At 71.4% G+C, this 9,340-nt stretch carries 7 protein-coding genes; all 7 read left to right on the plus strand.

Annotated elements, in window-relative coordinates; translation table 11 throughout:
- The coding region (locus EF918_RS27495) for a DALR anticodon-binding domain-containing protein (RefSeq protein WP_260610732.1) at positions 1 to 265 on the plus strand (265 nt) is incomplete at its 5' end.
- A 26-nt stretch (positions 266 to 291) separates the two neighbouring features.
- Positions 292 to 1,683: a diaminopimelate decarboxylase gene (gene lysA / locus EF918_RS27500; RefSeq protein ID WP_125651625.1), complete on the plus strand. Its 1,392-nt coding sequence runs from the start codon at positions 292 to 294 to the stop codon at positions 1,681 to 1,683.
- A gap of 137 nt (positions 1,684 to 1,820) precedes the next feature.
- Positions 1,821 to 3,110 carry a homoserine dehydrogenase gene (locus tag EF918_RS27505; RefSeq protein WP_125651630.1) on the plus strand — a complete coding sequence of 430 codons (1,290 nt, stop codon included), beginning with the start codon at positions 1,821 to 1,823 and terminating at the stop codon, positions 3,108 to 3,110.
- 6 nt (positions 3,111 to 3,116) lie between these two features.
- Positions 3,117 to 4,187: a threonine synthase gene (gene thrC, locus EF918_RS27510; RefSeq protein ID WP_125651626.1), complete on the plus strand. Its 1,071-nt coding sequence runs from the start codon at positions 3,117 to 3,119 to the stop codon at positions 4,185 to 4,187.
- Positions 4,188 to 4,478: 291 nt separating this feature from the next.
- Positions 4,479 to 5,405: a homoserine kinase gene (gene thrB / locus EF918_RS27515; protein ID WP_125651627.1), complete on the plus strand. Its 927-nt coding sequence runs from the start codon at positions 4,479 to 4,481 to the stop codon at positions 5,403 to 5,405.
- Positions 5,406 to 5,879: 474 nt separating this feature from the next.
- Positions 5,880 to 7,928, plus strand: coding sequence for a transcription termination factor Rho (gene rho / locus EF918_RS27520; protein WP_125651628.1), 2,049 nt, complete (start codon positions 5,880 to 5,882; stop codon positions 7,926 to 7,928).
- Between the two features lie 187 nt (positions 7,929 to 8,115).
- Positions 8,116 to 9,213, plus strand: a complete 1,098-nt coding sequence (locus EF918_RS27525; RefSeq protein ID WP_125651629.1) for an LCP family protein — start codon at positions 8,116 to 8,118, stop codon at positions 9,211 to 9,213.
- Positions 9,214 to 9,340 lie beyond the last annotated feature (127 nt).

Raw genomic sequence — 9,340 nt, forward strand, 5'->3', positions numbered from 1 at the left:
CCCCGAAGCCGCCCTCCTGCGCGCCCTCGCCGACCACCCCCTCGTGCTCGACGCCGCCGCGCACCACCGGGCGCCCGAGCGGCTCGCTCGGCAGTTGGTCGTGGTGGCCGATGCGTTGCTCGACTTCCAGCACCACGTGCTTCCGCTCGGCGACGAGAAACCCTCGGCCGCCCACCGTGCCCGGCTGGCTCTTGCCGAAGCCGCCGGGGCGGTGCTGGCCGGCGGCCTGGCCCTGCTCGGTATCGGCGCTCCCGAGTACCTCTGAATCGCGTAAGAGAGATCTGAAGAGACATGAGTCGTTCCGCACACCCCGCCGGTCCCCGTCACGCAGCCGACCTGCCCGAGGGCCACTACTCCCCGCCGCCGGCCGACCTCAACCGCCTCGACGAGAAGGTGTGGGCCAAGACCGTGCACCGGGGCGACGACGGTGTCGTACGGGTCGGCGGGATGGAAGTGACGCGGCTGGCCGAGGAGTTCGGGACGCCGGCCTACTTCCTCGACGAGGAGGACTTCCGGGCCCGCTGCCGGGCCTGGGCGCACGCGTTCGGGCCGGACGCCGACGTGTTCTACGCCGGCAAGGCGTTCCTGTCCAAGGCCGTCGTGCGGTGGCTGCGGGACGAGGGGCTGAACCTCGACGTCTGCTCCGGCGGGGAGCTGGCCACGGCGCTGGCCGCCGAGATGCCGGCCTCGCGCATCGCCTTCCACGGCAACAACAAGTCCCTCGCCGAGATCCGCCGGGCCGTCGAGGCCGGGGTCGGGCGGATCGTGCTCGACTCCTTCGAGGAGATCGCCCGGGTCGCGCACGTCGCCGCCGAGCTCGGGGTGCGCCAGCGGGTGCAGATCCGGGTCACCGTCGGCGTCGAGGCGCACACGCACGAGTTCATCGCCACCGCGCACGAGGACCAGAAGTTCGGGATCGCCGTCGCAGACGGCGTCGCCGCCGAGGCCGTGCGGCGGGCCCTCGGGCACGACAGCCTCGAGCTCATCGGCATTCATTCGCACATCGGCTCGCAGATCTTCGACATGGCCGGCTTCGAGGTCTCCGCCAAGCGCGTGGTGCGACTGCTGGCCGACGTGCGCGACGAGCACGGGGTCGAGCTGCCCGAGATCGACCTCGGCGGTGGCCTCGGCATCGCGTACACCTCCGACGACGATCCGCGCGATCCGCACGAGATCGCCAAGGCGCTCACCGAGATCGTCGCGCGCGAGTGCGAGAGCGCGGGCCTGACCACGCCCCGGATCTCCGTCGAGCCCGGCCGGGCCATCGTCGGGCCGACCGCCTTCACCCTCTACGAGGTCGGCACCATCAAGCCGCTCGCGGGCCTGCGGACCTACGTCAGCGTGGACGGCGGCATGAGCGACAACATCCGCACCGCCCTCTACGACGCCGAGTACTCGGTCGCCCTGGTCTCGCGCGCCTCGACCGCCGAGCCGGTGCTCTGCCGGGTCGTCGGCAAGCACTGCGAGAGCGGTGACATCGTCGTGCGGGACGCGTTCCTGCCGGCCGACCTCGCCCCCGGCGACCTGATCGCGGTCCCCGCCACGGGCGCGTACTGCCGCTCCATGGCCAGCAACTACAACCACGCCCTGCGCCCGCCGGTGGTCGCCGTACGCGACGGGGCGGCGCGGGTGATCGTCCGGCGCGAGACGGAGGAAGATCTCCTGCGACTCGACCTCGGATGATGAAATAGATGTCTCAGTCCATGGACGGAAGATGGAAAGTCCAGTCCATTGCGTGAGACTGGTTCACACCCGGCCGCAATTCCGCGGACCGGGGCGACTCGGATGATCGAGCTGATCGAAAGGCGTAGGTCGAGATGATGCGTACGCGTCCGCTGAAGGTGGCGCTGCTGGGCTGTGGTGTGGTCGGCTCAGAGGTGGCGCGCATCATGACGACGCACGCCGACGATCTGACGGCCAGGATCGGCGCGCCCGTCGAGCTGGCCGGCGTCGCCGTGCGCCGCCCCTCCAAGGTGCGCGAGGGCATCGACCCCGCGCTGATCACCACCGACGCGACCGCGCTGCTCAAACGTGGTGACATCGACGTCGCGATCGAGGTCATCGGCGGCATCGAGCCCGCCCGCGGGCTGATCACCACCGCCTTCGAGCAGGGCATCTCGGTGGTCTCCGCCAACAAGGCGCTGCTCGCGCAGGACGGCGCCGCCCTGCACGCCGCCGCCGAGGCCGCCGGGCTGGACCTCTACTACGAGGCCGCCGTCGCCGGCGCCATCCCGCTGATCCGCCCGCTGCGCGAGTCCCTCGCCGGCGACAAGATCAACCGGGTCATGGGCATCGTCAACGGCACGACCAACTTCATCCTCGACAAGATGGACTCCACCGGCGCCGGCTACCAGGAGGCCCTCGACGAGGCCACCGCCCTGGGCTACGCCGAGGCCGACCCGACCGCCGACGTCGAGGGCTACGACGCGGCCGCCAAGGCCGCGATCCTGGCGGGCATCGCCTTCCACACCCGGGTCCGGCTGGACGACGTCCACCGCGAGGGGATGACCGAGGTCAGCGCCGCCGACTTCGCCTCCGCCAAGCGGATGGGCTGCACCATCAAGCTGCTCGCGATCTGCGAGCGGGCCGCCGACGGCGGGTCCGTCACCGCCCGTGTGCACCCGGCGATGATCCCGCTCAGCCACCCGCTGGCCTCCGTGCGCGAGGCCTACAACGCGGTCTTCGTCGAGGCGGAGGCCGCCGGGCGGCTCATGTTCTACGGCCCGGGCGCGGGCGGTTCGCCGACCGCCTCGGCCGTGCTCGGCGACCTGGTCGCCGTCTGCCGCAACAAGCTCGACCGGGCAACGGGGCCCGGCGAGTCGGCGTACACCCAGCTGCCGGTCAGCCCCATGGGCGAGGTCGTCACCCGCTACCACATCAGCCTCGATGTGGCGGACAAGCCGGGTGTCCTCGCGCAGGTGGCGACGGTGTTCGCCGAGCACGGTGTGTCCATCGACACCGTCCGGCAGCAGGGAAAGGACGGCGAGGCCAGCCTCGTCGTCGTCACCCACCGGGCCCCCGACGCCGCCCTCTCCGGGACCGTCGAGGCGCTGCGGAAGCTCGACACCGTCGCCGGTGTCGCCAGCATCATGCGTGTTGAAGGGGAGTAAGGACCCATGAGCAGCAATCGCACCCACCAGTGGCGCGGCATCATCGAGGAGTACCGCGACCGGCTGCCGGTCACGGACACGACGCCGGTGGTCACGCTCCGTGAGGGTGGCACCCCGCTCGTCCCCGCGCAGGTCCTCTCCGAGCGCACGGGCTGCGAGGTGCACCTCAAGGTCGAGGGCGCGAACCCCACCGGGTCCTTCAAGGACCGCGGCATGACCATGGCGATCACCAGGGCCAAGGAGGAGGGTGCCAAGGCGGTGATCTGCGCCTCCACCGGCAACACCTCCGCCTCCGCGGCGGCGTACGCGGTGCGCGCCGGCATGGTCTCCGCCGTGCTGGTCCCGCAGGGCAAGATCGCCCTCGGCAAGATGGGCCAGGCCCTCGTCCACGGCGCCAAGATCCTCCAGGTCGACGGCAACTTCGACGACTGCCTGACCCTCGCCCGCCGGCTGTCCGACAACTACCCGGTGGCGCTGGTCAATTCGGTCAACCCGGTACGCATCGAGGGCCAGAAGACGGCCGCGTTCGAGATCGTGGACGCGCTCGGCGACGCCCCCGACATCCATGTGCTCCCCGTCGGCAACGCGGGCAACATCACCGCGTACTGGAAGGGGTTCAAGGAGTACCGGGCCGACGGCCTGGCCTCCCGCACCCCGCGCGTCTGGGGCTTCCAGGCCTCCGGCTCCGCGCCCATCGTGCGCGGCGAGCCGGTCAAGGAGCCGCACACCATCGCGACCGCCATCCGCATCGGCAACCCGGCCTCGTGGGACCACGCGCTCGCGGCCCGGGACGAGTCGGGCGGCTTCATCGACGAGGTGACGGACCGCCAGATCCTGGCGGCCTACCGCCTGTTGGCCTCCCAGGAGGGCGTCTTCGTCGAGCCTGCCTCGGCCGCGTCGGTGGCCGGTCTGCTCAAGGCCGCCGAGGAGGGCAAGGTCGACCCGGGCCAGACGATCGTGTGCACCGTCACCGGCAACGGCCTGAAGGACCCCGACTGGGCGATCGCCGGCGCTCCGCAGCCGGTCACCGTTCCGGTGGACGCCGAGGCCGCCGCCGTGCGCCTCGGCCTGGTCTGACGCACCCCCGCTGCCGGGTTCCGCCGCCGAGCGGAACCCGGCAAGCGGGGCCGTAGGCCGACAAAAGGCCCGCGTCACCCCGCGACACGCATCGTGCGCCTCCCGTGCGCCCTATGTCGCGACAGAACCTTCCTTCGATACGCTGTACTTACATCCGCCACCGCGCCCACGACGCGGTGCTGCCGCGTAGGCCTTCGGGTGTCGTACGTTCTCCAGTACATTCGCAGCGAAAGATCTCCCCGCGGGCATCCCGCGAGGATCTCGCACAGTCACAAGGAGTGTCATCGAGCGATGGCCGGTCCAGCGTTCCGCGCCGCCGCCGTACGGGTGCGCGTCCCCGCCACCAGCGCCAATCTCGGCCCGGGTTTCGACGCCCTGGGCCTGGCCCTGGGGCTCTACGACGACGTCGTCGTCCGGGTGGCCGACTCCGGCCTGACCATCGACATCGCCGGTGAGGGCGCCGACACCCTCCCGCGCGACGAGAGCCACCTCCTCGTCCGTGCCATGCGCACCGCCTTCGACCTGCTCGGCGGGCAGCCGCGCGGCCTGGAGGTCGTCTGCGCCAACCGCATCCCGCACGGCCGGGGCCTGGGTTCCTCGTCCGCCGCCATCTGTGCGGGCATCGTCGCCGCCCGCGCCGTGACCATAGGCGGCGAGGCCCGGCTCGACGACGCCGCGCTGCTCGAACTGGCCACCGAGATCGAGGGCCACCCCGACAACGTCGCCGCCTGTCTGCTGGGCGGCTTCACCCTGGCGTGGATGGACGGCGGCAGCGCCAGGGCGATCCGGATGGACGCCTCGGATTCCATCGTTCCGGTGGTCTTCGTCCCGTCGAAGCCGGTCCTGACCGAGACCGCCCGGGGCCTGCTGCCGCGGACCGTCCCGCACGTGGACGCCGCGGCCAACGCCGGGCGGGCGGCCCTGCTGGTGGAGGCCCTGACCAGGCGTCCCGAGCTCCTGCTGCCGGCCACCGAGGACCGGCTGCACCAGGAGTACCGTGCTCCGGCCATGCCCGAGAGCGTGGCACTCGTGAACCGACTGCGGGCGGACGGTGTGCCCGCGGTCATCTCCGGCGCGGGCCCCACGGTCCTCGCGCTGGCCGACCACGACGCGGCCGACAAGGTCGCGCAGCTCGCGGGCGAGGGGTGGGCGGCCAACCGGCTGGCTCTCGACGCCGCGGGCGCGAGCGTCCTTCCGCTCGGCACCCCGGGCGGCTAGGGCCGGGTGCCCGGACGGGCCGCCAGGCGGCCCGGTCCCGGGGACCAGCAGGAACGAAAGCCGGCCGAAGGGGCGGGCGGCCGGGCAGGCCTCCCGCGCGGAAGGGCGCGATTGCCGGTGAGTGAGAGGGGGAATGTCTGTTGGATCCGGTAGTGTTAATCTCAAGTACGCATCGAAAGCCGCCACGGCTCGGTGCTCAGTGTCCCCATCAGGGACCACCTTTCTTCCGGGAGCCTCCCCAACTGCTTTGATCGCTGCCAGGCAGTTTCGAGCCCGCTCCGGAATCGGCGTGACATACCCACGCTTCCAGCTGGGGGGCAACGCGTCGAAACCCATGCATGTATCTCCCTCCGCCGTACTTCGCACCGGCGGACCACCGCCCCGGCACGGTCCACACACCTAGGACCGAGGTCGGACAGCACAACCGGTCGCCGAGCCAGACAGGCCGACGTCCGCTCCAGGGAAGGACCCTTCGTGAGCGACACCACCGATCTGATGGGCGTTGCCGACACCACCGTCGACACCAGCGCCCCCGCTGCGGGCACCGCCGCACCCAAGCGACGCCGCTCCGGCACCGGCCTCGAGGGCATGGTCCTCGCCGAGCTGCAGCAGGTCGCGTCGGGCCTCGGTATCAGGGGCACCGCGCGGATGCGCAAGAGCCAGCTGATCGAGGTCATCAAGGAGGCGCAGGCCGCCGGCGGCGCCGCCAAGGCCGCGGACACCGCGGCCGGTGCCGAGGCCAAGCCCAAGCGCCGTGCCACCAGCAAGGCCCGTACCGGCGAGACCGCCGAGGCCCCCGCCGCCGAGAAGGCGGCCGTCCCGGCGCAGATCGAGATCCCGGGCCAGCCGGCCGCCGGTGACGACGCCCCGGCCGGCGAGCGCCGCCGCCGTCGGGCCACCGCGCCCTCCGGCAGCCCGGAGTCCGCCTCCGCGGCCGCCGCCACCACGGTCGTCGCCGAGCCGAAGACCGAGGCGAAGGCCGAGACCGCGCCCGCCGCCCAGACCGAGGCCAAGGCCGAGGCCGCCACCGCCGTCTCCGCGCCGGAGGCCGGCGAGGGCCGCAGCCGCCGTGACCGCCGCGAGCGCGGCGACCGCCAGCGCGACCGCCGCGAGCGGGGCAAGGGCGAGGAGCAGGCCGGCGGCCAGCAGGGCCAGGGCCAGCAGGGCGGCGACCGTCAGGGCCGCCAGGACCGCCAGGACCGGGACCGCCAGCAGCAGGGCGGCGGCCGCGGCCAGGGCCAGCAGCAGCGTGGCGACAGCGGTCCGCAGGACGACTTCGACGACGAGAGCGGCCGTCGTGGCCGTCGCGGCCGCTACCGCGACCGCCGTGGCCGTCGTGGCCGCGACGAGTTCGGCCCCGGCGAGCCGCAGGTCGCCGACGACGACGTCCTGATCCCCGTCGCGGGCATCCTCGACATCCTCGACAACTACGCGTTCATCCGGACCTCCGGCTACCTGCCCGGCCCGAACGACGTCTACGTCTCCCTCGCCCAGGTCCGCAAGAACGGCCTGCGCAAGGGCGACCACGTCACCGGTGCCGTGCGCCAGCCGAAGGAGGGCGAGCGCCGCGAGAAGTTCAACGCGCTGGTGCGCCTGGACTCGGTCAACGGCATGGCCCCCGAATCCGGCCGTGGCCGCCCCGAGTTCAACAAGCTCACCCCGCTCTACCCGCAGGACCGGCTCCGCCTGGAGACCGACCCGGGCGTGCTCACCACCCGCATCATCGACCTGGTCTCGCCGATCGGTAAGGGCCAGCGCGGTCTGATCGTGGCTCCGCCGAAGACCGGCAAGACCATGATCATGCAGGCGATCGCCAACGCGATCACGCACAACAACCCCGAGTGCCACCTGATGGTCGTCCTCGTCGACGAGCGTCCGGAAGAGGTCACCGACATGCAGCGGTCGGTCAAGGGCGAGGTCATCTCCTCGACCTTCGACCGCCCGGCCGAGGACCACACCACGGTCGCCGAGCTGGCCATCGAGCGCGCCAAGCGCCTCGTCGAGCTGGGTCACGACGTGGTCGTCCTGCTGGACTCCATCACCCGTCTGGGCCGCGCGTACAACCTCGCGGCGCCCGCCTCCGGCCGCATCCTGTCCGGTGGTGTCGACTCGACCGCGCTGTACCCGCCGAAGCGCTTCTTCGGTGCCGCGCGCAACATCGAGGACGGCGGCTCGCTGACCATCCTGGCCACCGCGCTGGTCGAGACCGGCTCGCGCATGGACGAGGTGATCTTCGAGGAGTTCAAGGGCACCGGCAACATGGAGCTCAAGCTCGACCGGAAGCTCGCCGACAAGCGCATCTTCCCGGCGGTCGACGTCGACCCGTCCGGTACGCGCAAGGAAGAGATCCTCCTCAACCAGGAGGAGCTCAACATCGTCTGGAAGCTGCGCCGGGTGCTGCACGCGCTCGACTCGCAGCAGGCCATCGAGCTGCTGCTCGACAAGATGAAGCAGACGAAGTCGAACGCCGAGTTCCTGATGCAGATCGCCAAGACGACCCCCGGGGCCGTCAACAACGACTGATCACCCAGGGCCCGCCCCCCGTCGCACCGCGGCGGGGGGCGGGCCTTTGTGCGGGCGGACCTCGCGGTGCGCCGGCGGACCTCACAGCCGCGCTCCGGAACCTTTGACCGGGTTCCACCGTCTGTGCTGTCGGACGAACGGGGAGGCGTCGAGGGCCGTACGGCCGATGGACAGGACTGAGGAGACCATGAGCGAGGACAGCACGGACCGCGGCCGCCACGCGACGGGCGGTCGCCGGCGTCGCAAGCCACGGCGCAGGGCGCTGCGGGTGGTGGCCTGGACGGCGGCCGGCGTGGTGGTCCTGGGCGGGGCGGGCCTCGGGTACCTGTACGTGAAGTTCAACGGCAACATCAAGAGCGTCGACATCGACGCCGCCCTCGGCAAGGACCGGCCGCAGAACATCGACAACGGCTCGATGGACATCCTGGTCCTCGGCTCGGACTCCCGGGCAGGCGCCAATGCCGAGTACGGCCAGGACGACGGCGGCTCGGCCCGCTCGGACACCGCGATGATCGTCCACCTGTACGAGGGCCACAAGGCGGCGAGCATCGTCTCCATACCCCGGGACACCCTGGTCACCCGGCCCCCGTGCCAGATGTCCAACGGCAGGACGAACCCGGGCGGGGCCCGCCAGATGTTCAACGAGTCGTTCACCATCGGCGGCGCCGCCTGCGCGGTCAAGACCGTCGAGAAGATGTCGGGCATCCGGATGGACCACTACATCGAGGTCGACTTCACGGGCTTCAAGAAGATCATCGACAAGCTCGGCGGCGTCCAGGTCACCACCACCAAGCCGATCAAGGACTACGGCAGCCACCTCGACCTGCCCGCCGGCACCCACAAGCTCGACGGCGAGCAGGCCCTGGGCCTGGTCCGCACCCGCAAGACCATCGGCGACGGCAGCGACCTCGGCCGAATACAGGTGCAGCAGGCCTTCATCAAGGCGCTGATCAAGCAGGTGAAGGGGATCGGCGTGTTCGACGACCCCAAGCGCCTGCTCGACCTCGCCGACACCTCCACCAAGGCGATCACCACCGACAGCAAGCTCGGTGACGTGAAATCGCTCATGAGCTTCGCCGCGGGGCTCCAGGGGATCGACTCCTCGAACATGCACATGATCACGCTGCCGGTGGGCGCCGACCGGATCGACCCGGACCGGGTCGCCCCCCTGACCAAGGAGACCCAGCTGGTCTGGGACGCCCTGCTCAAGGACCAGCCCATCCCGCCCGCGGCCACCGAGAACTCCGCCGGCGACAAGGGCTCCACCGGCTCCCTGGTGCAGTAGCCCGGCCCCCGTGCCAGATGTCCAACGGCAGGACGAACCCGGGCGGGGCCCGCCAGATGTTCAACGAGTCGTTCACCATCGGCGGCGCCGCCTGCGCGGTCAAGACCGTCGAGAAGATGTCGGGCAT

Origin of the sequence: Streptomyces sp. WAC06614 (genome assembly GCF_003949795.1) — a bacterium.
Lineage (GTDB): Bacteria > Actinomycetota > Actinomycetes > Streptomycetales > Streptomycetaceae > Streptomyces.